The organism is Stappia sediminis (genome assembly GCF_009826895.1).
Lineage (GTDB): Bacteria > Pseudomonadota > Alphaproteobacteria > Rhizobiales > Stappiaceae > Hongsoonwoonella > Hongsoonwoonella sediminis.
In genome coordinates this window covers 316,519-341,389 of record NZ_WUMV01000006.1, presented here as the reverse complement: position 1 = coordinate 341,389, position 24,871 = coordinate 316,519, and the positions used below count along the sequence as shown (strand labels likewise).

Here is a 24,871-nt window from a genome sequence, read left to right as displayed (position 1 = left end):
CGCTACGCGAAGCGCTAGTTCTTGAGGGATATACCATGGGCCTGACCATCGGCATCGTCGGAACCGGGACGATGGGGCGCGGCATCGCGCAGATTTTTGCCGCGAGCGGCAACAGGATCCTTTTGCATGACGCGCGCGAGGGCGCGGCAGCCGAAGCGCGGGATTTCGTTGGCGGGATGCTTGCGAGGCTTGCGGAAAAGGGGCGCATGGACGCAGGGGATGCGAAAGATGCCATGAACCGCATCGAGGTTGCGGGTAAGCTCGAGGCGCTTGCATCTTGCGATCTCGTGATCGAGGCGATTGTCGAAAAGCTTGAGGTGAAGCAGGAGCTGTTTTCGAAACTGGAGAAGATCCTGAGTTCGCACGCGATCCTGGCGACCAATACGAGCTCGCTTTCCGTAACCGCCATTGCGGCAGGCTGTGAAAAGCCGGAACGCGTCGCCGGCTATCACTTCTTCAATCCCGTGCCGCTGATGAAGGTCGTGGAAGTAATCCCCGGCGCCAGGACGAAGCCGGATGTGGTGGACAAGCTCACAGGGCTGGCGACAGAGGCGGGACACAAGGCGGTGCGCGCGTCCGATACGCCGGGATTTCTGGTCAATCATGCAGGTCGCGGTTATGTGACGGAGGCGCTTCAGCTGTTGCGGGAGCGAGTGGCGGAACCCGCCGATATAGACCGCATACTGCGAGATGCCGCAGGCTTTCGCATGGGGCCGTTCGAGCTCCTGGACCTGACCGGACTGGATGTTTCCGGGCCGGTGATGGCCCAGGTCTACAAACAGTTCTACCAGGAACCGCGTTTTCGCCCATCGCCGTTGATCGACCAGCGGCTTTCCGCTGGCCTGCTTGGCCGCAAGACAGGCGAGGGCTTCTATGAATATCCGGACGGAAAAAAGGCTGAACCCGGCGAAACCATCCACGAAGCCGTCGAGCCGGGAGCGGTCTGGATCAGCAATGCAAGGCCCGAACGTGCCGCAAAGGTGCATGAAGCGCTGTCTTCCGCCGGCATTTACGTAGAAACGGGGGAACGCCCCTCGGACAACGCGTTGATTATCGTCACGCCGATAGGCGCGGACGCTTCGGCGGCCGCCGTCGCCGAAGACCTGGACGCAAGGCGCGTGATCGCTATCGATACGCTCTTTTCGCTCGACCGGCGGCGAACGCTCATGAGCACGCCGGCGACGGCGACGCAAACGATGGCGCGGGCTGTTGCGGCTTTCTCGAAAGGCGGCAATTCCGTTACGGCGATCGAGGATTCCACGGGTTTCGTGGCGCAACGCGTGATCGCGACGATTGTAAACATCGCCTGCGACATCGCTCAGGCGGGCATCGCGACGCCTGAGGATATCGATACGGCGGTGACGCTCGGCCTCGGCTATCCGTCCGGGCCGCTGTCATGGGGCGACGAGATTGGCGCAGACGTGATCCTGGAAATCCTGGAAGGTATCGAGGTGCTTTCCGGCGATCCTCGCTACCGGCCGAGCCCCTGGCTGCGGCGCAGGGCGGACCTGCGGCTTTCGCTACGCGACTGATGAGCGCCAATGCGACGGGGCAGGACGCCATGATACTTCCTCCCGTCATCAACGTGATCGTTGTATCTTCTGTGGATATAGCTGTTGTGACGGCGCCGCTTTGGATGGTAGCCCAACAAGGGAAACACCGCAGCGCACCCGTCGGATAACGGCCAGGAAGCATGGGAATTTTCAATGTCCGCACCTGACAGTGCCCTGGTCTTCGAAGAGCGCATTCCGTGCTCGCGCGAAGCGGCATTCGACCTGTTTGTCGACGGTTTCGGCCGTTGGTGGCCGCGCGAGTACACATTTTCCGGTGACGACCTGCAGGAGATCGGGATCGAGCCTTTCCTCGGCGGCGCCTGCTACGAACTCTCCAATTCCGGCCACCGCATCGTCTGGGGTACGGTGCTTTCCATCGAGCGCCCGCTCTATATCCGCATCGCCTGGCAGATCGGTCCGGATCGTCAACTCGTTGCCGATCCGGCTGCCGCGAGCCGCGTTATGGTTGCCTTTCGTCCTGCGAACGACGCAACTCTTGTGGAACTATCCCACTCGGAGTTTCTGCGCCACGGCGTCGATGGCGAAGCCTACAAGGCGGCGATGTCCTCTCCCGAAGGATGGCCCCATTGCCTGAAGGCGCTGAGGGATTGCGCAGCCCGAAAGCCATAAAGCGCGGGCCGTCTCGCGCTTGCGCGAATGGAACAGCGGTGTTTGCGGGCGGGTTCCGGCGCCGGGTGCGGCTTCCCAGGCGCGCGGCCAACCGCGACCTTGCGTCTTTGGAACGTCACAGGCCTCGTGGTATGAGGAATTGCCGTGATGCGCCAAGGGCTTCCGGGCCGTTCGAAGGTCCGCTCCCGGCAAAGGCGCTTTGCGGAAAACGGCCGGCAGCCAACCGATGAACGAAAACACGATGACTGAGGAAGCTCATACCACCGGCGCAAAAGGCCGCTACGGTCGCAAATTCGGCATAAGGCTCTGGCAAAGGTTCATGCACGTGCGTTGGACGCTCATCGCCACAGGGGTACTGTGCATTGCAGCTGTTGCAGCTTTCGAGGTTCCACCGTGGGCGGCCGTGGCGGCCTTTGCCGCTGTTCTGTTCGCCGCGGTACTTGGAGGGCGCAAAGACCTGAGGCTTGCCAAAAACGCGGTTCCTGGCGACGGCGAGGCGAACAATTGGCCCGACACGGGCATGAAAATGGTCGTCGATGCATTGCCCGATCCGTGCTTCCTCGTCGACAGGCGCGGCATTACCCGATACGCCAATCCGGCGGCGAGGGATCGGTTCGGGACCGTGCGGCCGGGAGATCCGCTCTCTTTCAGCCTTCGTTCGCCTGCAATGCTTGAAGCGTTCGACCGCGTGAGTTCCGGCGGCGGAACCGAACGCATCGAATGGAGCGAGAAAGCCCGCACCGAACTTTGGATGGAAGCCTATATCGCGCCGGTGCAGGCGTCGGCATCGGAAAAATTCCGAAAGGGCTCGAGGTTCATTCTGGTCACCGTACGCGATCTGACGGAACAGCGGCGACTTGAACGCATGCGCGCGGATTTCGTGGCGAATGCCAGTCACGAACTGAGAACGCCGCTTGCTTCGCTCACCGGCTTCATCGAGACCTTGCAGGGCCCCGCGCGCGAGGACCCGGATGCGCGCGACAGGTTCCTTTCCATCATGCTGGAGCAGGCAGGCAGGATGAAACGCCTGATCGACGACCTGCTCTCGCTGTCGCGTATCGAACTCAAGGCGCATGTCCAGCCGGATACGCTCGTCGATCTCAAGGACGTCATCGAGCACAACCTCGAGGCGCTGAAGCCGCTTGCCGACGAGTTGGAAGTTGCGCTTGAGGTGGACCTTCCTGCCGGTGAAATCCTGGTGCGTGGCGACAAGGACGAATTGACGGAAGTCTTTGAAAATTTGTGTGAAAACGCTCTGAAATACGGGGCGTCCGGAAAGCGCCTGGACATTGCGGCGGCGGCCGGAACCGGGCCGCGCGGCGCCGAGTGGTGGGAGATATCGATTCGTGATTACGGCCCCGGCATCGAGGCGGAGCACCTGCCCCGCCTCACGGAGCGTTTCTACCGCGTCGACGTGGCGACAAGCCGCGAAATGAAGGGAACGGGGCTGGGACTTGCAATCGTGAAACACATCCTGACGCGCCACAGGGCGCGGCTGGAAATTGAAAGCACTTTCGGGGAAGGTGCCTGTTTCACCGTCAAAATCCCCAGGGCCGATCGTCAAATGACTGATGTGAAGGACGAAAAACTTCATAAAATCAATAACTAGCATTGTCATAAAACTGAGATCGAAGCGTCATAGAAGTCACATCCGAGGCCGCTACGTTCCGCTCGGTTTCGCAAGGGAAATCGCCTGCGAAGCGGACACGTTAAAAAATCCTGAACACTCGAAGGGAGAGGCCAGGTGAAGATCAAGTCATTCGTGAGCGCGGTGGCGCTTGTTGCTGCCAGCACCGTCGTTGCGGGAACCGCCGAAGCGCGCGACCAGATCCAGATCGTCGGTTCGTCGACCGTCTTTCCGTTCGCGACCGCGGTTGCGGAGCAGTTCGGCCAGAAGACGTCCCACAAGACCCCGGTCGTCGAATCGACCGGCTCCGGTGGCGGCATAAAGCTGTTCTGCGAAGGTGTAGGCGAGGGTACGCCCGACATTACCAACGCTTCGCGCCGTATGAAGAAGTCCGAGCTGGAGACCTGCCAGGCAAACGGCGTGACGCCGGTCGAGGTTACGGTCGGCTTCGACGGCATCGTGCTTGCCGACGCAAAGTCGGGCGCCGATCTCAATGTTTCCCGCGAGCAGATCTTCCTGGCTCTTGCCAAGGAAGTGCCGGTCGACGGCAAGCTCGTCGCCAACCCCTACAAGAACTGGTCGGATATCGACCCTTCGCTGCCGGCGGAGAAGATCGAGGTTCTCGGCCCCCCGCCGACCTCCGGTACGCGTGACGCGTTCGAGGAACTGGTCATGGAGCATGGCTGCGAGCAGGTTCCCGGTGCTGCCGATGCCGGCCTTGAGGGCGACAAATGCACCGCCATCCGCGAAGACGGCGCGTATGTCGAAGCCGGCGAAAACGACAACCTGATCGTTCAGAAGCTGGAAGCCAACCCGAAGGCATTCGGCATCTTCGGCTTCTCGTTCCTCGACCAGAATGCCGACAAGATCAAGGGCGCCAAGATCAACGGCATTTCGCCGACGTTCGAAGCCATCGCCGACGGCGAATATCCGGTCTCCCGCTCGCTCTTCTTCTATGTCAAGAAAGAGCATGTCGGCGTGATTCCGGGCATTGAGGAATACGTGGCCGAGTTCACCAGCGAAGGCACCTGGGGCGACGAAGGCTATCTCGCCGACAAGGGGCTGATCCCGCTTCCGGACGAGAAGCGCGAAGAGGTGAGCGAGACGACGAAGAACCTGACGCCGCTCAGCCTCTAATACAAGACTTGCGCGACCGGCCGCTCCATGCGCGGCCGGTCGCGACACTTTGCGGGCTCACCTGCCGGTCATCGGCTTAAAGGTGTCACCGCCCAACCCATCGGCCCAAGCCATCAGGACTTGTCATGTTCTGGACCTATCTGTTGATACTCGCCGCGCTCGCAGTCACGGCTTATTTCATCGGCCGTTCGCGATCGGGCAAGGTCGTCGATGGGGATTATTCGAAACTGCACTCAAGACCGTCGTTCCACGGCGGTTTTCTCGCGATCGTCACCGTATTGCCCGCACTTGCCGTGCTGGTCGTCTGGTCGATCGCCGCGCCCCGGTTTATTGACAGTGCCGTAGTCTCGCAAAGCGTTTCCGCGGTCGCCGATCTCGGCAAGCCGGAACTTGAGGCGTTTTTGCGCGATGCCCGTGCGATCGCCTTCGGCGGCATTGTCGGCTTTACGGATGATGCCAAGGAGCAGGCTGCGGAACTATTCAGAACCTACAGCAGCTACAGCACGACAGGGATGAACATCGTCCTGGCGTTGCTGGTCGCCCTCGGCTTTGTCTACGGTTTCAGAAAGATCGCACCGCGCATGCGCGCGCGCCACGTGGTCGAGCGTACGACGATGGTCTTTCTCGCCGCGTGCTCGGCGGTTGCAATCGTCACGACGATCGGCATCGTGCTGTCGCTGATCTTTGAATCGCTCATGTTCTTCCGCCAGGTCCCTGTCTTCGATTTCATTTTCGGCACCCACTGGAGTCCGCAAAGCGCCTTCGAAGGGGCAGGCGTTGAAGCAAGCGATGTGAATTCCGAAATCTTCGGCGCGATCCCGCTTCTCGTCGGCACCATGCTGATAACCGCGATCGCGATCCTTGTCGCCGCGCCGGTCGGACTGCTTTCGGCGATCTATCTTTCCGACTACGCCTCGCAGCCCGTGCGTGCCGTCGCGAAGCCGGTTCTCGAAATCCTCGCGGGCATCCCGACCGTGGTCTACGGCTTCTTCGCCGCCCTCACCGTGGCGCCCGCGTTCAGAGGTTTCGGCGAAGGCCTCGGAATGTCGGTTTCCTCCGAATCCGCTCTTGCCGCGGGCGTGGTGATGGGGATCATGATCATCCCCTTCGTCTCCTCGCTGTCGGACGACGTGATCAACTCCGTGCCGCAGTCGCTTCGCGACGGATCGGCAGGGCTCGGGGCCACGAAGTCCGAAACGATCCGAAAGGTCGTATTGCCGGCTGCGCTTCCCGGCATCGTCTCGGCGTTGATCCTGGCGATCTCACGCGCGATCGGCGAAACGATGATCGTCGTCATGGCAGCCGGCCTTGCCGCGAACCTCACGGTCAATCCGCTGGAAGCGGTGACGACCGTCACCGTTCAGATCGTCACACTGCTCATCGGCGACCAGGAATTCGACAGCGCCAAGACGCTGGCAGCTTTCGCGCTTGGCCTGCTGCTCTTCTGCATAACTCTTCTGCTTAACATCATCGCGCTGCGCGTGGTTCAGAAATACAGGGAACAGTATGACTGAGATCGCACACAAGGCGACCGTCTCTCCGGCGGGAGACCTTCACACCAGCGTGGAAGCGAAGAAGCGTCTCGCCAGGCGTTATAGCGCCGAAGCCCGCTTCAAGGCGTACGGTATCGGTGCCATTGGCATCGCGGGCCTGTTTCTGGTGCTGCTGCTTTCGACGATCATCTCGCAAGGATTGCCGGCATTCACGTTCAACTACGTGAGCCTGCCGATTGATCTTTCCGTCGAAAACGTCGACCCTTCCGATCCGCAAGCCGCCGACTACAACACGATTGTCCGCGACGCGCTGAAAGCGGAACTTCCCTTCGCATCCGACCGGCGAAACCGCAGGGTGCTCTATTCGCTCGTCTCCAGTGGCGCGAACATCGTGCTGAGGAACGAGGTCCTCGACGACGTCTCGATGCTCGGCACCGAACAAGCACGGCCGATCCCGCTATCCGACTTCGCGGACCTTTACGTGAAAGGTATGATCACCACGTCCTCAGTTGAAACCGGGCAGGGGATCGCGAGCCCGGTCGGCACCGAAGGTACGGTGAGGATTCTCTCCACCTCTAACGATTTTCACGAAATTCTGGCGGAAGTGAAGGCCGGCCTCGGCAACGACGCGCGTGGAATTCGTGCCGAAATCGAAGCCAAGCAGCGCAGCGTTCGCAGCCTGGAAGCGTCTATCCCGGAACTCGAACGGCGCGTGGCTGAAGCGGACGGGCCAACGAAGCGCCGGCTTGAAGAGCGGCTTGAACGTAACAAGAGCTCACTCGCCTCCGTCCGGGCGCAAATCGAAAGCCTGAGCACACAGGCTGAAAACCTGGAACAGCGGGCAACCGCCGTGAACCAGTCGGAGCAGCTGACCACGAACGTTGCCTCCTATCTCGTCGAGATCAACGGCGGCGTGGTAAAGGTCGAAACGGTCGATGCGACCATGATCGAAGGCACTGCCTATATCCCGCTTCAGTCCGAAGCGGCGGCGGCGGCGGGCGACTGGCGGATCAAGCGCATCGATACGCCGGAATCCTCGCGCAAGTTCTCCGACCAGGAGATCGCATATACCGACTACCTGGCCGGCAAAGGCCTCATCGAAAGCAAGCTCAACACGATCTTCTTCACCTCCGGTGCCAGCCGAGAACCGGAGATGGCGGGTATCTGGGGTGCGGTCGTCGGCTCGTTCTATACGATGCTGGTGACGCTTGCCTTGTCGTTCCCCATCGGCGTGGCAGCCGCCATCTACCTTGAGGAATTTGCGCCGAAGAACCGGATCACGCATCTGATCGAGGTGAACATCAACAATCTCGCCGCCGTGCCGTCCATCGTCTTCGGCCTGTTGGGTCTTGCCGTGTTCCTGAACGTCTTCGGCCTGCCGCGTTCGGCGCCACTGGTCGGCGGCATGGTGCTTGCGCTGATGACGCTGCCGACGATAATCATCGCTGCGCGCGCGGCACTCAAGGCCGTGCCGCCGTCGATCCGCGAGGCGGCGCTCGGCATCGGCGCATCGAAGATCCAGACGGTGTTCCACCACGTGCTGCCGCTTGCAATGCCCGGTATCTTCACCGGCACGATCATCGGCATGGCGCAGGCGCTGGGTGAAACCGCACCGTTGCTGATGATCGGCATGGTGGCCTTCATCGTCGATATTCCGGGTGGCCCGCTCGATCCGTCGACCGTGCTGCCCGTCCAGATCTACATGTGGGCGGATTTCCCCGAGCCCGCGTTCCAGCAGAAGACGTCCGCGGCAATCATGGTGCTGCTGGCGTTCCTCATCCTGATGAATGCGATCGCGATTATCCTGCGCAAACGCTTCGAGCGGCGCTGGTGAGTTTGAAGAGGTGACGAAATGTCCATGGATGCCACGATGAGCCCGACGGCCGCCGAAGCAGCGAACGCTACCGAGGCCGGGGCACGTGCGCTCACCGCAGACGGCGATCCCATCAAGATGCGCGGTGACAAGGTCTGTGTTTTCTACGGCGACAAGCAGGCGCTGTTCGATATCGATCTCGACATTCGCGAGCGCCAGGTCACTGCGCTGATCGGCCCTTCAGGCTGTGGCAAGTCCACGTTCCTGCGCTGCCTCAACCGCATGAACGATACTATCGACATTTGCCGTGTCGCCGGGGATATCACGCTGGACGGGATGGATATCTACGATCCGTCGATTGACGTGGTGGAGCTTCGGGCCCGCGTCGGGATGGTATTCCAGAAGCCGAACCCGTTTCCGAAGTCGATCTACGAGAACGTTGCCTACGGACCGCGCATTCACGGGCTTTCCCGTTCCAAGGCGGAGCTTGACGACATCGTCGCCTCCAGCCTGCAGAAGGCCGGCCTCTACGAAGAGGTGAAGGATCGCCTCGATGCGCCCGGCACCGGCCTTTCCGGCGGGCAGCAGCAGCGTCTTTGCATCGCACGCGCGATTGCGGTCAGCCCCGAAGTGATCCTCATGGACGAGCCTTGCTCGGCGCTGGATCCAATTGCCACGGCAAAGGTCGAGGAACTGATCGACGAGTTGCGCGAGAACTACACGATCGTCATCGTCACGCACTCCATGCAGCAGGCCGCGCGCGTATCCCAGCGTACGGCGTTCTTCCACCTGGGTATCCTGGTGGAGGAAGGCCCGACGCAAGATATGTTCACAAATCCGCGGGACAGGCGCACGCAGGACTATATCACCGGCCGCTTCGGGTAATCGCCGTTCGACCGGCGGCGATGGATAGGGCCGGCCAGGGAAATCTCGCCCCTTGGAGGGAGAAAAATATGCCGCAGCATACAGTTACATCCTACGACGACGAGCTGAAAGGTCTCGCCAGCCGTGTCGCCGAAATGGGCGGGTTGGCCGAAACCATGGTCAACGATTCCGTATCCGCGCTGGTCCGCAAGGACAGCGAGCAGGCACAGAAAATCGTGCAGACCGACAAGCGGCTCGACCAGCTCCAGCATGAGCTTGAGGAAACGGCCGTCCTGATCATCGCACGCCGCCAGCCGGTGGCGCAGGATCTTCGCGACATCGTCGCCGCCATGCGCATCTCCAGCGACCTGGAACGCGTGGGCGATCTCGCCAAGAACATCGCCAAGCGTGTGATTGCGATTGACAACAGCTTCAATTCCAAGCGCTTCGCGCTCGGTGTGGAGCACATGGCTGAACTCGCCCAGCAGCAGCTCAAGTCCGTGCTCGACGCCTATGCCGAACGTGATGCCGAGGCGGCCGAAACCGTGCGCGAGCAAGACGACGAGATCGACGCGATCTACACGTCGATCTTCCGCGAGTTGTTGACGTATATGATGGAAGATCCGCGCCAGATTTCGATTTGCGCGCATCTTCTTTTCTGCGCCAAGAATATCGAGCGTATCGGCGATCACGCGACCAATATCGCCGAAAACGTGACTTATATGGTCACCGGCTCGCAACCGCAGGACGAACGGCCGAAAGTCGACGAGACGGGTTTCGTCGAAAGCGGGAACGCCTGAAATAGCGAATAACCTTGTGGGAATGAGCCGGAAATCGGCCCTCGTCTTGTTGAAATGAGAGGGGTGGAATGCCGAAGGTTCTGATTGTCGAGGACGAGGAGCCGCTAAGTCTTCTTCTGCGATACAATCTCGAAGCCGAGGGATATTCGGTCGAGGTTTGCGCGCGCGGCGACGATGCTGAATTGCGGCTGCGAGAAGATCAGCCCGACCTTCTGCTGCTGGACTGGATGCTACCGGGCATCTCCGGCATCGAGCTTTGCCGGCGTTTGCGCGGCCGCACCGAGACGGAACGTCTGCCGGTCATCATGCTGACGGCGCGCGGCGAGGAATCGGAGCGCATCCGCGGGCTTGCCACGGGTGCGGACGATTATGTGGTGAAGCCTTTTTCCGTGCCCGAACTCATGGCGCGGGTGCGCGCGATCCTTCGCCGGGCGAAGCCTGAGGTCGTCGCCAGCGTGTTGCGGTCCGGCGATATAGAGCTTGACCGCGAAACCCATCGCGTCCGCCGCAACGGGCGGGAAATTCACCTGGGCCCCACGGAATTCCGGCTTCTTGAATTTCTGATGACGTCGCCTGGCCGCGTGTATTCACGCGAACAACTGCTCGATGGTGTCTGGGGGCACGACGTCTATGTGGATGAGCGCACGGTGGACGTTCATGTCGGCCGCCTCAGGAAGGCGATCAACCGGGGCCGCGCGAAAGACCCGATCCGCACCGTGCGTGGCGCGGGCTACGCCTTCAACGATCAGTTTGCGGTAGCAGAATAGCAAATCGAACCGGCCGGTCCTTCCGAAAAATGAAAAAGGCGGCACATCCGAAATGTGCCGCCTGCAAAAACGAGCCGATTATCTATCTTATCCCGCAGCCCTGCGCTTGCGGTCCGTCGCCGGCTGATAGGCGATCCGGCAATGGTATGCGCAATAGGGTACGCTGGGGTCCGAAGGATTGCCGCAGAAATAGAAGTCCTCGGTACTCGGATCGCCGATCGGCCATTTGCAGGTGCGCTCCGTCAACTGAAGGATGGTCGCCTTCTTCGCCATCGGCACCAGCTCGGCGACCGGCTGTTCCTTAGGCGCCGGAGCCGGGGCAGGCGAGGTTTCCATCTTGAGCGCCGTTGCGCCGTGGGTTTGCGGGGCGCTGCCTCCGCCGCGGCTGTAGGAATGCGCCGATGATCCGCCAGACAAGCCCGAAGCCGGTTTCGAGACGGGCCTTCGCGGCTTTTGCTGCGGTGCGGGGGCCTTCGCGCGGCCGGACAGTCCCAGGCGGTGCACTTTCCCGATCACGGCATTGCGCGTTACGCCGCCCAGTTCGCCGGCGATCTGGCTTGCGCTGAGGCCGTCGCTCCAAAGCTTCTTGAGGAGATCGACACGTTCGGTTGTCCAGGTCATTTTTGAGGCTCTCCGTCTCGCTTTGACCGCAACGTTCAGGCACACTTCCAGCCCGGGTGCGCAAAGCACATCCCTGAGCCTCCTTTGAACATGGAGAGGCTGCTTATTTGGCAGGCTGGTCAGCAAGCCATACGAGATATCGTATTTAACAATTAGTAATCTACAATATGGTGCGTTTTGCCTGCAAGGCGAGCAAGGCAATACCTTGGGGATGACCGCGGTTTTCCCCAGAAATGGCGAAATTGACGAATCTCGTGTTACTGGCGGATTCTGGCCGTTTGATTTGACAGGACTGCCCCTTGGCGGTGTATATAGTCTCTCCAGACGCCGTGCCGCCTTACCGAGGCGGCACGTGTCGTTTGGGGCAGGCGTTTGCAATCCGTATTCAAAGCTTGCGAACGAACTGGCCCTTCACCGCCTCGAAATGGGGGCGATGGTGCCAAATTCTGCCAACTTCTTGAAATATAACCATGATCTGCATCCGTCGCAATCCGGGTGCGATATGGCGATTGAACCTGTGAGGAAGAGGAATGTCCGCGTCGCCGCTCTATCAGACCTATGCACGCTCCGAACTTGCGTTTGAGCGGGGAGATGGTGTCTGGCTCACCACCGTAGACGGGCGACGATTCCTCGATTGCGCAGCCGGCATCGCCGTGAATTCCCTTGGCCATTCGCATCCCCACTTGGTGGAAGCGCTGAAGACGCAGGCGGAAAAGCTCTGGCACGTGTCGAACGTCTATACGATTCCGGGCCAGGAGAAGCTTGGCCAGCGGCTGATCGACGCCACCTTTGCCGACCGTGTGTTCTTCACGAATTCCGGTGCAGAGGCGAACGAGGCGGCGATAAAGACCGCGCGCAAGTATTTCCATGCCAAGGGAGAGGGCGAGCGCTATCAGCTGATAACCTTCGAAGGCGCCTTCCATGGCCGTACGCTCGCAACGATCGCGGCCGGCGGCCAGGAGAAATATCTTGAAGGCTTCGGGCCGAAAACGCCGGGCTTCGTGCAGGTTCCATTCGGCGATCTGGATGCGGTAAAGGCCGCGATCGGGCCGGAAACGGCGGGTATATTCGTCGAACCCGTGCAGGGCGAAGGCGGGATCAACGTCCTGCCGACAGAGACCTTGCGGGCACTACGCGAGATTTGCGATGAAAACGGCCTGCTTCTGGTGCTTGATGAAATTCAGTCGGGCGTCGGGCGTACGGGCAAGTTCTTCGCTTATGAATGGGCGGGTATTACGCCCGACATCATGTCGGTCGCAAAGGGGATCGGCGGCGGCTTTCCGTTCGGTGCCTGTCTTGCGACGGAAGAGGCTGCTTCCGGGATGGTCGCCGGCACGCATGGCACAACATATGGCGGCAATCCGCTGGCGATGGCCGTAGGCAACGCCGTGCTCGACGTTCTCCTTGCCGAAGGCTTTCTGGAGGAGGTGCAGCGCAAGGGGCTTTTGATGAAGCAGAAACTTGCAGCACTTGTCGACACGCATCCGGCGGTGTTCGAGGAAGTTCGCGGCAAGGGGCTTCATATAGGTCTCAAATGCAATGTACCGAATGCCGAAGTTCTGGCGGAAATGAGGGCCAATGGGCTTCTTTCCGTTGCTGCCGGCGAAAACGTGCTGCGCATCATGCCGCCGCTCACCATCAGCGACGAGGAGATCGAAGAAGCGGTGTTGCGTATCGAGAAGGCGGCAATTGCCGTTGAGGAGAAGGCCGCGAAGGGAGCTGCCGAATGAGTTCTGCCAAACCTCGGCACTTTCTCGACCTGACAGAAATGGAAGCGGACGAACTCCGCGCGATCCTGGACGGCAGCCGCCGCATCAAGGAGGCCCGGGGCGACATTCGCATCATCCGCGGACAAGGCCTGCTTGCCGGCAAGGTACTTGCCATGGTGTTTGAGCAGCCTTCCACCCGCACGCGAATTTCCTTCGACATCGGCATGCGCGAGCTTGGCGGGGAAACGGTGATGCTGACGGGCGCGGAAATGCAGCTTGGACGCGGCGAAACGCTGGGGGATACGGCGCGCGTGCTTTCGCGTTATGTGGATGCGATCATGATCCGCATCCTTGGCAGCGACGATCTGAACGAACTTGCCGAAGCGGCGACCGTGCCTGTCATCAACGGGCTGACCAAGCGTTCGCACCCCTGCCAGATAATGGCCGACGTCATGACGTTCGAGGAGAAGAAGGGCTCGATCAAGGGGCGCACGGTCGCCTGGACGGGTGACAGCAACAACGTGCTCGCATCCTGGATCCATGCTTCGGCCAAACTGGGCTTTGCGATCAATGTCGCAACACCGCCAGAACTGAAGCCGGACATGCAGCTTATCGATTCCGCGCGCTCCATGGGCGCGGAAGTCACTTTCACCGACGACCCATATGCGGCGGTAAAGGGTGTGGATTGCGTCGTCACCGACTGCTGGGTATCCATGGGCGATGGCGACGAGGGACGCCGTCACAATTTGCTGAAGGCCTTTCAGGTCAACGAGCGATTGATGGCGGAAGCCGACAAGGACGCTATATTCATGCATTGTCTTCCAGCCCATCGCGGCGAGGAAGTGACATCCGAAGTCATGGACGGCCCACAGTCGGTCGTCTTTGACGAAGCCGAAAACAGATTGCATGCCCAAAAGGGCATCCTAGCCTGGTGTTTTGACGCTCTGCCCACATCATGAAGATCGTACAGGAATTGAAAGACCGGGGCATTGCCCCGGCCGGCAACGATGCCGTTCTGCCCTATGCCGTGGAGCCGCTCGACGTGCGCGGCCGCGCGGTGTTTCTTGGCCCCTCGCTCGACAGGATCCTCGACCGGCACGACTATCCCGTGCCTGTGTCCCGTCTTTTGGCTGAAGCGGTGACGCTCGTCACCCTGCTTGGGACTTCCCTCAAGTTCGACGGCAGGTTCACGCTGCAGACCCAGACCGACGGTCCGGTGTCCATGCTGGTGGTCGACTTCGAGACGCCGGACGGTATTCGCGCCTGCGCGAAGTTCGACGCCGACGCGGTCGCCGCGGCCGAAAGGGAAGGGCGTGGCGACGCCCCTTCGCTGCTCGGCAGAGGCCATCTGGCGATGACGGTCGATCAGGGCGCGAACATGCAGCTCTATCAGGGTATCGTCGAACTGGACGGGATCGGCCTTGAGGAAGTCGCGCACCGGTATTTCCTCCAGTCGGAGCAGATCCCGACGGTCGTGCGCCTTGCGGTGGCCGAAATCCTCGACCGACAGGAAGGGACCATGCCCAGGCACCGCTGGCGTGCCGGCGGCGTTCTCGCGCAGTTCCTTCCCGAGGCGCCGGAGCGCATGCGCGTGCCGGACCTTCACCCGGGCGATGCTCCGGATGGAGCTGAGGTTCACGAGATCGAGGAAGACGACGCCTGGGTGGAAGCACGCACCCTGGTCGAAACGCTGAAGGACGAGGAACTGACCGATCCGGATCTTACCGTCGAACAGATCCTGTTCCGCCTCTTTCACGAGCGGGGAGTGCGGATTTTCACGCCACAGGCGGTCGAGGACAGGTGCCGCTGCTCGCGTCAGCGCGTCGAAGGTATGCTGCGCAGCTTCACCGAGGAAGAAATCCGCGACATGACCAAGGAAGAAAACCGGATTGAAGTCACTTGCGAGTTCTGCAGCTCGCAATACGATTTCGAAGCCGAGAAAATTCTCGCGGACGTCAACTGACCGCTAGTGGAGCGAATTGGACATTTGAGTCCCGGAGGCGTCCAGGCTTATGCTCAAATGTCGGAATCGGATCACTAGCAGAACTCCGCCTTTCGGAAATTGATCGAACGCGCCGTCGTCGCCTATCGGGCGGCGGCGGTTTTTCTTTGAAGACATTTTGTTACAGGATTGTTGTTGCACCGCAGCGCAGCTTACGTCTTCTAATCTCAAACCGGAGATTTTGTCAGCCCGCGCTGTCGTGACGTGCATTGTAGATCCGCGTTTCGATACTTGCCCTATAACTATAGGTCAGCGAGCCCGAACGGACAGAGACGCGAATGTTGAAGCAGTTGCAGGACGAACGGCCTGAGGAGGGCCGGGCGGTTTCCATAGAGCGGCATGAAGCTGAAGCGCCCCGGCGCGCCGGCCGGCCTCTTCTCGTCTTCAAGGCGCTTCTCCAGACGCTGCTGGTCGCCGTGATCCTCTATGGCGCCTATCAGGGCATGCGTTATTTCATTCTGACGAAACCGGACGTGCCCCAACGCGAGCGCCGCGAGACGGAATATGTCGTCGAGATGGCTCGCGTCCGGATAGCCAACCACGCCCCGATATTGAACCTCTACGGAGAAATCGTGGCTGCGCGAACGGTCGACCTGCGGGCGCTCGTCGCTGGCGAGATCGTATCCATTTCGCAAAACCTCAAGGCTGGCGGTTCTGTCGCCAGAGGCGAGGAACTCATTCGCATCGACCGCTTCGACTATGAGGGCGCACTCATCGAAGCGAAGGCAAATCTTGCTGAAGCGCGTGCGCGTCAGGTTGAAAACCGCGGCCTCGTAGCGACAGAACGGGACAATCTGGATCGGGCGCAGGAGCAGTTCGAGTTCGCACGCAAGGATTTCGGCCGGGCACAGCAACTCCTTGAAAGCGGCTCCTTGACGCAGCGTACCGTCGAAGAGCGCGAGCTACTGCTCTCGCAGCGCAGGCAAGCCGTGGAACAGCGGCGCAATGCGGTAGCGGTCGCCGAGGCGAAGGTGGAGCAGCAGGCAGCCGCCATCGAACGGCTTGAATGGCGCGTGCAGGAGGCAGAACGCAACCTTGCCGATACGGTGCTGAAGGCGCCTTTCGACGGGATCGTGCGCTCGGAATCCGCGGGCATCGGCCGGCTCGTTGGCGTAAATGACGTCGTCGCCACACTCTATGACCGGGATGATCTGGAGGTCAGGCTTACCCTGTCGGACAATCAGTTCGGCCGTATCGTCGCCGATGCCGGTACGGTGATCGGACGCCAGGTCGAGGTGGTCTGGTATATCGGCCGTGAGCCTGTTGTCTATCGGGCGGTCATCGACCGTGTGGGCGCCGATGTCGCACTCGCGCGCGGCGGCGTGGATGTTTACGCGAAAGTCATGACGGAGAAGGGCAAGACGCCACTGAGACCCGGCGCCTTCGTGGAGGCGCGGCTCGCGGATCAGACATATCACGACACCGCGCGTATACCCGAAGCAGCGTTATATGGCGCCGACCATGTCTTCGCGGTCGTTGACGGCAGGACGGTGCGCCGCGATGTGGAGGTGCTTGCCTTCGATGAAACACATCTCATCGTGAAGGGAGACCTGCAAGATGGCGACGTTGTCGTCGCCACACGTATTGCCGAGGCTGGCGACGGGTTGAAGGTCGTAGACCAGAATGATGCCACACGCAGGCGTCAGGAGCGCGAAGGCGGTGGAGAAACAGCCGCGGCGGGTGCGCCCAAGCAGGCGGAAGGGGCCAACTGATGGCGACTCGCGGCCTGCGTAACGTTGGCCTTATCGGCCGTTTCATCCGCCACCCCAATGCCGCCAATCTCGTAATGGCGATGATGATCCTGTTCGGCGCGTTCGCGATCGCCAAGCTCAACACCGAGTTCTTCCCGCAGATCGAAACCGACCGCATCAACGTGTCGGTGAGCTGGCCGGGCGCGAGTGCCGAAGACGTCGAAAACAATATCCTCCAGGCGATCGAGCCGGAATTGCGCTTCATCGACAATATCAAGGAGATCATCTCCTACGCGCGTGAGGGAGCGGCTTCTGTCCGCCTTGAATTCGTCGACGGCGCGGACATGCAAAAGGCGCTCTCGGATGTGGATCAGGCAATCGCGGGCGTCACGACATTGCCGGAAGATTCCGAAGTTCCGGTCGTATCCGTCTCAAACTGGTTCGACAGCGTGGCGCGTGTTGCCCTGCGGGGGCCGTTTTCCGAAGATGCGCTGAAGGCCTTCGCCCGCCAGATACGCGACGGGCTGATAGACCGGGGTATCGACAAGGTGGAGTTCGCGGGCTTTCGCGACACGGAGTACGTTGCGCTCTTGCCGGAACGCGAGTTGCGGCGTCTCAACCTGACGATAGGAGATGTTTCCGACAAGATTGCCCAGAACACGCGCGATCTGCCGTCCGGCGACATCAAGGGCGGTGTCGAGCGGCAGATCAGGGCGGTTGCCGATACCACCTCGCCTCAGGCGATCGCCAAGATCGACATCAAGACCTTCCCGACAGGCGAAAAGATCCGCATCGGCGACATTGGCACCGTCGAAAAACAGTTCGACGAGGCCGAGGCACAAGGGTTTTCCGACGGCCTGCGCGCGGTCGAACTGACCGTTCAGCGCTCGGCAAGCGCGGATACGCTGAAGACCAACCAGATACTCGACGATTATCTGCGTGAAATCGCGCCGCAACTGCCGCAAAGCCTGGAGCTGGTGAAATACGAGGTCCGCGCGGACCTTCTCAACGACAGGATCATGTTACTCGTCGAGAACGGCCTGGGCGGGCTCATCCTCGTCGTGCTGATCCTTTTCGCCTTCCTGAACGCGCGTATCGCGTTCTGGGTCGCGGCCGGCATTCCGGTCGCCGTCTTGGCAACCATCGGTATTCTCTGGGTCATGGGCGAGACCATCAACATGATCTCCCTCTTCGCGCTGATCATGACGCTCGGCATCATCGTGGATGATGCCATCGTCGTCGGCGAACATACGGCGACGCGAAGCGCGATGGGCGATACCCCGGTGATCGCAGCCGAAAATGGTGCCGGCCGGATGATCATGCCCGTGACGGCGGCAAGCCTCACGACGGTAGCGGCCTTCCTGCCGATCCTGCTCATCGGCGATGCCATCGGCCAGATCATGGGCGTGCTGCCGCTTGTCGTGGTCGCCGTGGTGATCGCGAGCCTTGTCGAATGTTTCTTCGTCCTGCCAGGCCATCTGGCGAATTCGCTTGCCGGACGGGCGTCCTGGAACTGGTGGCGGGTGATCCTTATCGCCGGAGTCCCGGGCCTTTTCATCGTTGCGCTTGCCGGCCGGCCGGATATTGCGGTCCCTCCTTATCTCGACTGGTTGGCCGTGCCCGCCCGGGCCTGGCGTGACGCAATGGGCGAAATCGTCTTCGATGCAGGTGTCATCGGCCTGTTCTTCCTCGTTGCGCTGGTGCTCGAGGCCACCTTGTCCTTGCGCCGCCGTTCGGCCGCCGGGCGTGACATCGTCGATCATCCGGGCTTCTTTCGGCGCAATTTCGATGCTGCGTTCGGCTGGTTCCGGGATCGTCCGTTCAAAGGCATCGTCACGCTTGCCTTCAACTGGCGCTATGTGACGGTCGCACTGGTCGTCGGCTCGCTGATCATCTGCGCCGGACTTGTTCGCGGCGGGCGCGTCGGCTTCGTGTTCTTCCCCTCGCCGGAGGCGGAAAACATACGAGCTACCATCTATTTCAACCCCGGGATCGACGAACAGGCCTCCATCTCCTCCCTCAAGGCTATCGAAGGTGCACTGCGCGATGCCGAGCGCACTTTGACGGACGGGCGGGATGAGCCGCTTGTGGTCGCATCCTTTGCAACGCTCGGGCAGGCGGGCTTCAACCGCGGCGACAACGTCGCCGGCATTGACGTCCAGTTGACGGCCTCCGAAAACAGGACGGTGCGCACGCCGGAAATCGTCAAGACCTGGCGAAACAAGATCCCGCCCATTGCCGGCGTCAGCCGCGTTTCTGTCTACGAGCGGCGCGGCGGCCCGCCCGGCCGCGACCTTGATATCCGCCTGCTGGATGCAGCCCCGGAGGTTTTGAAGGCGGCGGCATTGGAGGTTCAGGAACTTTTGACCGAGTATCCCGGCGTTTCCGGCGTGTCGGACGATCTCGCCCATGGCAAACCCGAACTCGTCATGGAGCTTACGGAACGCGGGCGGGCACTGGGCTTCACGGTCGAAAGTGCGGCGCGCCAGATCCGCAATGCCTTCGAAGGCGCTATCCCCCGCCGTTTCGCTCAAGGGGAGGAAGAGATCACGATCCGCGTTCAGCAGAAGCAGGAGGGAAGTGGCGCCAGCATGCTGCGCGATCTTTCGCTCAAGGCGCCGAGTGGCGAATTCGTACCTTTGAGCGAGGTGGTCAGGCTTTCGGACCGGCAGGGCTTTTCCGTGATCCAGCGCCGCGACGGCAAAACGACGGTGAGCGTCACCGCGGATGTGGACCGCGAGGTAACGTCCAATATCGAGATCGTGCGCGATCTTTCATCGGGCAAGATCCAGGCGATCGCGGACAAATACGGCATCGGCTACAGGTTTTCGGGCCGAGAGGAGGAACGCGAGGATGCCTTCGCGGACCTGCAGCTCGGCACGATCGCGGCCCTTGTAGCCATCTACCTGATACTGGCGGCGATCTTCGCCAGCTATTCGCGTCCGCTCGCAGTCATGGCGATCATTCCTTTCGGCGTGGTAGGCGCAGTCGTAGGGCACTACCTCATGGGCTTCGATCTTACGATCCTGAGCATGATCGGGCTTCTCGGCCTTGCCGGCATCCTGGTCAATGATTCCATCATTCTTGTCGCGCGCACGGACGAAAGGCTGGCCGAGGGCGAAGACATTGCCGGGGCGGCCATCGGCGCTTCGCAGGACCGGCTTAGGGCAGTCCTTCTGACTTCGTTGACAACCATCGGCGGGCTGATGCCGCTTTTGTTCGAAAAGAGCCTGCAGGCGCAGTTCCTGATGCCGATGGCGATCACGATCGTCTTCGGCCTCGCATCGGCGACGGTGCTCGTCCTCATCCTCGTGCCTGTGCTGATGGGGATCGGCGCCGACATTGCCAACCTGTTCACACTGAAACCATCTCGCATGCACGACGGGACGGGCGCGCGGGATATCACGCCCGCCGAATAGCTATTTGCAGTCGATAACCTGACGGGCGAATTCGACGGTCTTTCGGGCTGCAAGTTCGATGTTGCCTTCCCATGTGGCGGGGGACCTGCCGCGCGGCCCGAAATCGTGGTTGCCGTCTTCAAGCCACTCGACGCCGATCTTGTCGGGCAGGGTAATCGCCTCGATTTCCTCCCTGCTGCCGAACGGATCGCGTTCGCCTTGCAGGATGAGTGCGGGCCTGCGGCTTTCCAGTAAAGGGGTCAGGCGCCATTGATCGGGCTTTCCCGTTGGGTGGAAAGGATAACCCAGGCACACGAGGCCGCTTACTCGTTTCGGGCATGATGCGCTTCCGCAAAGCATAGCGGCAACCCTCCCGCCCATGGATTTCCCGCCGATCAGAACCGGGCCCTCGGTGATGGCCATCAGGTCCTGAACCGCGCGTTGATACTCCGCTACAAGCTTGTCCGCGCGCGGGGGAGGGGCTTTTTTTCCTCCGTTACGCCGTGCCGCCATATAAGCGAACTCGAACCGGGCAACTTCCAGGCCCTGTGCGGCTGCCGCATTGCAAAAGCGGTCCATGAAGTTGCTGTCCATTGCCGCGCCCGCGCCATGGGCAAGCAGCAGGGTCGAGACGGGTGCCGCGCTTGTCGGCCGCGTCCAGAGAAAGTCGGTCATCAAGATTTTTCCGTTCGTGTGTTCAGTAAAAGCTTATCGGGAAATAGCGCAGGTAAAGCTCCGAATAGGTTCCCTTGGCCTGTAACCTTCGCAGCGCATCGTCAATGGCGCGTTGGCGCAATGCATCGTCGGCGCGAAACGCTATCGAAAGCCCACGGTCGAAATAGCCCGGTTCCAGCCAGGGACCACCGGCGAATTTGCAGCAATTCTGGGATGCCGCCCCGTTCAGCCAGAACGAGAGCGACAGGCCGTCGCCGAAATAGACCTTCGCCTTGCCTTCCATGAGAGCGGCCCGCGCCTCATCGCGCGTCTCGTAAGCGGCAATGTCGGAGAGAGTGAAGAAGCGATGCAGAAATCTTTCGTGCATCGTGCCCGCGACCACGGCAATCTTCTCTCCGTCGAGTTCTTCGGGGATGGCTTGCACCTCCTCATCGCGCAATGCGACGAAACGCGCCGGAAGCCCGACGTAAGTGTCCGAAAAGCGCATGGTCTTCAGGTTGGCCTCGGTTGGCGCCAGGCCCGCGATAATCGCGTCTCCCTCTTCACGCATCAGCGCGGGGATCAGCGCATCGAACGATTTGATGCGCATGGAACAGGCTGCGTTCAACTCCTCGCAGATCGCGCGTGCGAGGTCGATATTGAATCCGGTCAGGCGACCGGTCGAATCGCGGAAGGAAAACGGCGGATAATCGTCGGTCGCCAGAAACTGGATGGTCTCGGGTGGTACGCCCGTTTCTTCGGTTGTTGCCCTTGGATCCCAGAAGTTCGGCGGAACGGGATAGTCCCGCGCCGTTTGGGCCACGCCTTGACCTGCTATCATTAGTATTGAAAGCGTGCATATACACGCATAGAGTGACAATGCAAGAACTACTGATACTGCAGAAGAAATGCGTTTAATTCCTGAACGCCAAGGATGACACGAGAATTTCGTGCGAGCGCCTCGGTCGTTCGGCCGTCTCGCCGGGAGTTCGAAAAGCATTGCGATTTGATCCGGACCTTCTCAGTTGCGAGCGCACACTATCACGAAATTCGGGCGGCGGAATCGAAGATGGCGCAAGGGGAGATGTTGGCGCAGGCTATAGATGGCAAGAGCGGCGCATTCATCCCGATCTTGCCTGCCTTGTCAGGCGCGGGTTCAATGACGTGCTTGCATCGCTCGCGCATGCAGCTTCCGCACGCTCGAAGCTCGCGCCGGGCCGTATACTGCTCGACGGCGGCTATATTTCGCAGGAAACCTGGTGCAGTGTGGCGGCAGAGCTTTGCGGCGTGACATTCCTTCCGGCCCGCACATTCGGGGTGCATGAAATAAGCGGTGCGGACCATGGAGCGGGCGAGAGATCGTCCGGTCTTCTAGGGCTCGGCACCAGAGTTGACGATACGGAAAAACTTGTGGTCGTTCCTTCGCCGGAGAACCTGCCGGCTCTTCTGGAATTCTTCAAAAGGCACGAACCGCTTCGCCGTCAAATCTGTTTTGCAAGCCCGGAGGGAATCGAATACGCAGCCAAGGAATGCGATCCGACATTTCGGCTCATGGTCCGGTATCCGGAATCTTCAGCCAGCACAAGGCTTTCTCCCGAACAAGGGTGGTTCTACGGCGTCGCGGCGGCATTTACCACCGCTGGGATGACAATGCCCCCTGAGATTATGGCGCTCTTCACCTCGGTCGTGACGACCGGAAGCAGTATCGCACTTGCGGTGGCGAGGACCGCATCCGCGTTTTCGGTCAAACAGCCGATAAGGCCGGCCTCGCCCCTGCCGGATGAAAAGCTGCCTTTTTACTCGGTTCTGGTGCCGCTGCACCGCGAGGAGGCCGTGGCGAGTTCTCTCGTCCACGCTCTTTCACGGCTCGACTACCCGCTCACGCGCAGGGAAATTCTATTTCTTCTTGAAGAGGACGACCAAAGGACACACCTCGCAATTCAGAAAGAACTCGGCATTGGAATGCGCGTCATCATCGTGCCTGAGGGAAGCCCGCGTTCCAAGCCCCGCGCACTAATGCACGGCCTCGCGCAAGCGAGGGGGGAACTGGTGACCATATTCGATGGCGAAGACCGTCCAGAACCCGAGCAGTTGCGAATGGCTGCCAGTGCCTTCGCCGAACTTCCCGAAAATGTCGCAGCCCTTCAAGCTCAACTCGCGGTCGATCACGTGGACAACCGCTTTCTGGTCCGTCAGTTCGCGCTTGAATACGCCGCACTCTTCGACCGTTTCTTGCCGTGGCTGGCCGCGCGCAACTGGCCAATTCCGCTTGGAGGCACGTCGAACCATTTTCGCCGCGAAGCGCTGGAACGGGCCGGCGGGTGGGATCCGTTCAACATGACGGAGGATGCCGACCTCGGCATCCGCCTTTGCCGCTACGGTTATAGCCTGGAGGTTCTGGATAGCACCACGTTCGAAGAAGCCCCGTTGACGTGGCGCATCTGGCACGGGCAAAGGACGCGCTGGCTCAAGGGTTGGCTGCAGACCCTTTTGGTTTCCTTTCGCGACCCGCCTCGGCTTGCAGGCGAACTGGACCGGCCGGGCCTGACCGTAATCCTGGTCTACTTTGCCTCGATCGTCATGACACTGGCGTTTCATCCTGTATTCGTACTGATCGTGGCTCTGCACCTGTCCGGCCTTGCTTCCTATCCGCTTCAGGGAAGCCTGGCGGGAGATTGCGTCGTGGCTCTTGCCGCGGGAAGCCTTTTCATGAGTTACGCCGGATCGCTGTTCGCAATGGCCTCGGGCGCGAAACGGCGGGCTATCCGGCTTGGGCCTCGCGACGTTTTGGGCATCCCCGTCTATTGGCTCTTGCAGAGTCTTGCCTTCTATCACGCTGTTTACGAATTTATACGCCGTCCTCACCACTGGACCAAAACGCCGCATGGCCTTGCGAACCGTCCTTTGATTCGGAACGCCGAGATGCGTAAGGCGCCGCAAAATTGCGACACGCCCGCTCGCCCCGGGCGAAAGTCGAGGCTCTCGATACTGGAAAGACTTGTTGGAAGACTTTGGAGCGGGTGAAGGGAATCGAACCCTCGTCGTAAGCTTGGGAAGCTTCTGCTCTACCATTGAGCTACACCCGCAAGGCACTCCTATATCGCGAGGGTTCGCGGCATCTGTCAAGCGAGATCGGCCGGCTGCGCTATGCCGAGGTGGATGAACGCGGTCTTTGCTTGAAATTGCGTCCGCCGATGCCACCTTTCACGCGTCTCGCTTAGGCGAAAGGAGAGGCGGATCATGCGCGGCAGGCTTCAGGAACTCATTCAATCGAGAAAATGGGAGATGACGATCGTCACGGTGATCGTCATCAACGCCATAACGCTTGGGCTTGAGACCAGCGAGACGGCCATGCATTACGCTGGCGGTTTTCTCGTAGCCGTCGACAGGGTGGCGCTTGCCATTTTCGTCGTCGAGATCTCGTTGCGGATCTATGCCTTTCGGCTGTCATTCTTTCGCGGCGCATGGAACATATTCGACTTCGTCATCGTCGGGCTTGCCCTTCTGCCGGCGTCCGGCCCGCTTACCGTGTTGCGGGCGCTGAGAATTTTGCGTGTTCTGCGCCTTATTTCGGTGGTGCCTTCCCTGCGGCGGGTGATCGGCGGGCTTGTCGCCGCCCTGCCGGGAATGGGATCCATCATCCTGCTTTTGACGCTTGTCTTCTACGTCTTCGGTGTCATGGCAACGAAGCTTTATGGCGCGAGTTTTCCCGAATGGTTCGGGACGCTCGGGCGCTCCATCTATACGCTTTTCCAGGTCATGACGCTTGAAAGCTGGTCAATGGGTATCGTGCGCCCGGTCATGGAAAAACACCCCATGGCGTGGGCCTTCTTCGTGCCCTTCATTCTTTCCACCGCCTTTACCGTCTTGAACCTTTTCATCGGTGTCATCGTGTCCGCCATGCAAAAGGAGCATGATGAACTGGCGGAGGCCGACCGTCAGGCGATCCATGACGAAACGGGTGCGGTGCTGGAAGAGGTGAGGGCGCTTCGCCGTGAAATACAGGAACTGCGCAAGGAACGGCAGGCGTGACCTAGAGCATATCCCGCGAAATCCATATCGGATTTTACGACAAGGGTATGCTCAAGGTATTGATCCTGGAGCGAATTCTT

18 protein-coding genes, 1 tRNA gene and 2 pseudogenes are annotated in these 24,871 nt (G+C 60.6%); 17 read left to right on the top strand and 4 right to left on the bottom strand.

What is annotated here, in order from left to right:
* Positions 1 to 35 precede the first annotated feature (35 nt).
* From GR183_RS13805 to phoB, 10 genes and pseudogenes are all read left to right on the top strand, one after another.
* Positions 36 to 1,532: a 3-hydroxyacyl-CoA dehydrogenase gene (locus tag GR183_RS13805; RefSeq protein ID WP_160776220.1), complete on the top strand. Its 1,497-nt coding sequence runs from the start codon at positions 36 to 38 to the stop codon at positions 1,530 to 1,532.
* A 174-nt stretch (positions 1,533 to 1,706) separates the two neighbouring features.
* Positions 1,707 to 2,183 carry an SRPBCC family protein gene (locus GR183_RS13800; RefSeq protein ID WP_160776219.1) on the top strand — a complete coding sequence of 159 codons (477 nt, stop codon included), beginning with the start codon at positions 1,707 to 1,709 and terminating at the stop codon, positions 2,181 to 2,183.
* A gap of 241 nt (positions 2,184 to 2,424) precedes the next feature.
* Positions 2,425 to 3,792: an ATP-binding protein gene (locus tag GR183_RS13795; protein WP_160776218.1), complete on the top strand. Its 1,368-nt coding sequence runs from the start codon at positions 2,425 to 2,427 to the stop codon at positions 3,790 to 3,792.
* A gap of 135 nt (positions 3,793 to 3,927) precedes the next feature.
* Complete coding sequence (locus tag GR183_RS13790) at positions 3,928 to 4,947, top strand: PstS family phosphate ABC transporter substrate-binding protein (protein WP_160776217.1); 1,020 nt, start codon at positions 3,928 to 3,930, stop codon at positions 4,945 to 4,947.
* 125 nt (positions 4,948 to 5,072) lie between these two features.
* A complete protein-coding gene (pstC, locus tag GR183_RS13785) occupies positions 5,073 to 6,461 on the top strand; it encodes a phosphate ABC transporter permease subunit PstC (protein WP_160776216.1) in 1,389 nt (462 codons plus the stop codon).
* Positions 6,454 to 6,888, top strand: a pseudogene (locus tag GR183_RS22275) (DUF3333 domain-containing protein); the annotation flags it as partial. The gene pstC and the pseudogene GR183_RS22275, both read left to right, overlap by 8 nt.
* 486 nt (positions 6,889 to 7,374) lie before the next feature.
* Positions 7,375 to 8,274: pseudogene (pstA, locus tag GR183_RS22270) on the top strand (phosphate ABC transporter permease PstA); the annotation flags it as partial.
* Between the two features lie 117 nt (positions 8,275 to 8,391).
* On the top strand, positions 8,392 to 9,138 hold the full coding sequence (gene pstB, locus GR183_RS13775; protein ID WP_244313752.1) for a phosphate ABC transporter ATP-binding protein PstB: 747 nt from the start codon (positions 8,392 to 8,394) through the stop codon (positions 9,136 to 9,138).
* A gap of 68 nt (positions 9,139 to 9,206) precedes the next feature.
* Positions 9,207 to 9,917, top strand: coding sequence for a phosphate signaling complex protein PhoU (gene phoU, locus GR183_RS13770; protein ID WP_160776214.1), 711 nt, complete (start codon positions 9,207 to 9,209; stop codon positions 9,915 to 9,917).
* 68 nt (positions 9,918 to 9,985) lie between these two features.
* Positions 9,986 to 10,684, top strand: coding sequence for a phosphate regulon transcriptional regulator PhoB (phoB, locus tag GR183_RS13765; RefSeq protein WP_160776213.1), 699 nt, complete (start codon positions 9,986 to 9,988; stop codon positions 10,682 to 10,684).
* An 87-nt stretch (positions 10,685 to 10,771) separates the two neighbouring features.
* On the opposite strand, the gene GR183_RS13760 is transcribed toward phoB, so the two are convergent.
* Positions 10,772 to 11,305, bottom strand: a complete 534-nt coding sequence (locus GR183_RS13760) for a GcrA family cell cycle regulator (protein WP_160776212.1) — start codon at positions 11,303 to 11,305, stop codon at positions 10,772 to 10,774.
* A 530-nt stretch (positions 11,306 to 11,835) separates the two neighbouring features.
* On the opposite strand from GR183_RS13760, the gene GR183_RS13755 reads away from it, so the two are divergent.
* The 5 genes from GR183_RS13755 (at position 11,836) to GR183_RS13735 (ending at position 20,126) form a co-directional block, all read left to right on the top strand.
* Complete coding sequence (locus GR183_RS13755; RefSeq protein ID WP_160776211.1) at positions 11,836 to 13,035, top strand: aspartate aminotransferase family protein; 1,200 nt, start codon at positions 11,836 to 11,838, stop codon at positions 13,033 to 13,035.
* Entirely contained in the window at positions 13,032 to 13,973 is a 942-nt protein-coding gene (gene argF / locus GR183_RS13750) for an ornithine carbamoyltransferase (RefSeq protein ID WP_160776210.1), read from the top strand. Before GR183_RS13755 ends, argF begins: the two co-directional genes overlap by 4 nt.
* Positions 13,970 to 14,977, top strand: a complete 1,008-nt coding sequence (locus tag GR183_RS13745; RefSeq protein ID WP_160776209.1) for an Hsp33 family molecular chaperone — start codon at positions 13,970 to 13,972, stop codon at positions 14,975 to 14,977. The genes argF and GR183_RS13745 overlap by 4 nt, the downstream gene beginning before the upstream one ends.
* 317 nt (positions 14,978 to 15,294) lie before the next feature.
* On the top strand, positions 15,295 to 16,728 hold the full coding sequence (locus GR183_RS13740) for an efflux RND transporter periplasmic adaptor subunit (protein ID WP_160776208.1): 1,434 nt from the start codon (positions 15,295 to 15,297) through the stop codon (positions 16,726 to 16,728).
* Positions 16,728 to 20,126, top strand: a complete 3,399-nt coding sequence (locus GR183_RS13735) for an efflux RND transporter permease subunit (RefSeq protein WP_160776207.1) — start codon at positions 16,728 to 16,730, stop codon at positions 20,124 to 20,126. The genes GR183_RS13740 and GR183_RS13735 overlap by 1 nt, the downstream gene beginning before the upstream one ends.
* Here the strand turns inward: GR183_RS13735 and GR183_RS13730 are convergent, their stop codons facing one another.
* A complete protein-coding gene (locus GR183_RS13730; protein WP_160776206.1) occupies positions 20,127 to 20,780 on the bottom strand; it encodes an alpha/beta family hydrolase in 654 nt (217 codons plus the stop codon).
* 22 nt (positions 20,781 to 20,802) lie between these two features.
* Positions 20,803 to 21,582 (bottom strand): transporter substrate-binding domain-containing protein, encoded by a 780-nt coding sequence (locus tag GR183_RS13725; RefSeq protein ID WP_208999856.1) that lies wholly within the window; start codon positions 21,580 to 21,582, stop codon positions 20,803 to 20,805.
* A gap of 176 nt (positions 21,583 to 21,758) precedes the next feature.
* Here GR183_RS13725 and GR183_RS13720 point away from each other — a divergent pair, with 176 nt between their 5' ends.
* The gene (locus GR183_RS13720; RefSeq protein ID WP_160776204.1) at positions 21,759 to 23,783 is read left to right on the top strand and encodes a glycosyltransferase; all 2,025 of its coding nucleotides are present in this window, start codon (positions 21,759 to 21,761) and stop codon (positions 23,781 to 23,783) included.
* Here the strand turns inward: GR183_RS13720 and GR183_RS13715 are convergent.
* Positions 23,772 to 23,845, bottom strand: a tRNA-Gly gene (locus GR183_RS13715). The two genes, GR183_RS13720 and GR183_RS13715, sit on opposite strands and share 12 nt — an antisense overlap.
* A gap of 154 nt (positions 23,846 to 23,999) precedes the next feature.
* Here GR183_RS13715 and GR183_RS13710 point away from each other — a divergent pair.
* Positions 24,000 to 24,791, top strand: coding sequence for an ion transporter (locus GR183_RS13710; protein ID WP_160776203.1), 792 nt, complete (start codon positions 24,000 to 24,002; stop codon positions 24,789 to 24,791).
* Positions 24,792 to 24,871 lie beyond the last annotated feature (80 nt).

Excerpts from the sequence above, each read along its gene's own strand:
- GR183_RS13755 (WP_160776211.1), top strand. The coding sequence starts at position 11,836 with ATGTCCGCGTCGCCGCTCTATCAGACCTATGCACGCTCCGAACTTGCG.
- argF (WP_160776210.1), top strand. The coding sequence starts at position 13,032 with ATGAGTTCTGCCAAACCTCGGCACTTTCTCGACCTGACAGAAATGGAA.
- phoB (WP_160776213.1), top strand. The coding sequence starts at position 9,986 with ATGCCGAAGGTTCTGATTGTCGAGGACGAGGAGCCGCTAAGTCTTCTT.
- GR183_RS13800 (WP_160776219.1), top strand. The coding sequence starts at position 1,707 with ATGTCCGCACCTGACAGTGCCCTGGTCTTCGAAGAGCGCATTCCGTGC.
- phoU (WP_160776214.1), top strand. The coding sequence starts at position 9,207 with ATGCCGCAGCATACAGTTACATCCTACGACGACGAGCTGAAAGGTCTC.
- pstC (WP_160776216.1), top strand. The coding sequence starts at position 5,073 with ATGTTCTGGACCTATCTGTTGATACTCGCCGCGCTCGCAGTCACGGCT.
- GR183_RS13710 (WP_160776203.1), top strand. The coding sequence starts at position 24,000 with ATGCGCGGCAGGCTTCAGGAACTCATTCAATCGAGAAAATGGGAGATG.
- GR183_RS13745 (WP_160776209.1), top strand. The coding sequence starts at position 13,970 with ATGAAGATCGTACAGGAATTGAAAGACCGGGGCATTGCCCCGGCCGGC.
- GR183_RS13760 (WP_160776212.1), bottom strand. The coding sequence starts at position 11,305 with ATGACCTGGACAACCGAACGTGTCGATCTCCTCAAGAAGCTTTGGAGC.
- GR183_RS13730 (WP_160776206.1), bottom strand. The coding sequence starts at position 20,780 with ATGACCGACTTTCTCTGGACGCGGCCGACAAGCGCGGCACCCGTCTCG.
- GR183_RS13805 (WP_160776220.1), top strand. The coding sequence starts at position 36 with ATGGGCCTGACCATCGGCATCGTCGGAACCGGGACGATGGGGCGCGGC.
- GR183_RS13740 (WP_160776208.1), top strand. The coding sequence starts at position 15,295 with ATGTTGAAGCAGTTGCAGGACGAACGGCCTGAGGAGGGCCGGGCGGTT.
- GR183_RS13735 (WP_160776207.1), top strand. The coding sequence starts at position 16,728 with ATGGCGACTCGCGGCCTGCGTAACGTTGGCCTTATCGGCCGTTTCATC.
- GR183_RS13795 (WP_160776218.1), top strand. The coding sequence starts at position 2,425 with ATGACTGAGGAAGCTCATACCACCGGCGCAAAAGGCCGCTACGGTCGC.
- pstB (WP_244313752.1), top strand. The coding sequence starts at position 8,392 with ATGCGCGGTGACAAGGTCTGTGTTTTCTACGGCGACAAGCAGGCGCTG.